Raw genomic sequence first — 591 nt, 5'->3', positions numbered from 1 at the left:
AAGGTCGTGCATGTACAGGTTGCGGTTGTGCCCGTATTCCGCCACCTGCTTGCGGTAAACGGCATTGCCGTTCTGCGTGTCTATCTGCTTGGTAGTGACCTTCTCAAAACCGTAGAAGTCGCGTTCGCGGCGGTCGCGGTAGCCGCCTTCGTATTCAAACTCGTTGCGCATCCTGGTGGCTCCGTTCTCGGCATAGCCGCCAATGGTCTCCACGGATGCCATCACCCAACGCCGGCCGGGCATGTTATAGCTTGGTTCTGTCTGCTTATATTCTACGGCAACGTGTCCGCCGAAAGGAAGGGTCACACCCTTGAGAAGGTTGGTGCGTCCCGTTAGGTTACGACGGACCGTCATGCTGTTTTCGCTGTCGCTGTAAACGAGATCGGGCAAGCCGTCGCCGTCTATGTCCATCAAGGCCGCAGTCGTGCGATTGATGCTTTCGCTATGTGAACCCTGTATGCTCGGTGTGATGTTGATGACAAAGCCGAACGGAAGGGGGATGCGGATCGTGTAGGCGGTGCTGGCGTATACGGCCACGGAAGAACCCATGTTGCCGGAAAGTTCCGATTTCTTCTGCAACCCTTCAGGTGC

The 591-nt window shown here is 56.5% G+C and carries 1 protein-coding gene; it reads right to left on the bottom strand.

What is annotated here, in order from left to right:
* On the bottom strand, positions 1–591 hold a 591-nt coding region (locus tag BN93_RS16165; RefSeq protein ID WP_044261282.1), incomplete at both ends, for a toxin TcdB middle/N-terminal domain-containing protein.

It is taken from the genome of Prevotella conceptionensis 9403948, from assembly GCF_000312305.1.
Lineage (GTDB): Bacteria > Bacteroidota > Bacteroidia > Bacteroidales > Bacteroidaceae > Prevotella > Prevotella conceptionensis.
The sequence above is the reverse complement of the archived record's forward strand: the minus strand, read 5'-3'. Positions and strand labels throughout refer to the sequence as shown.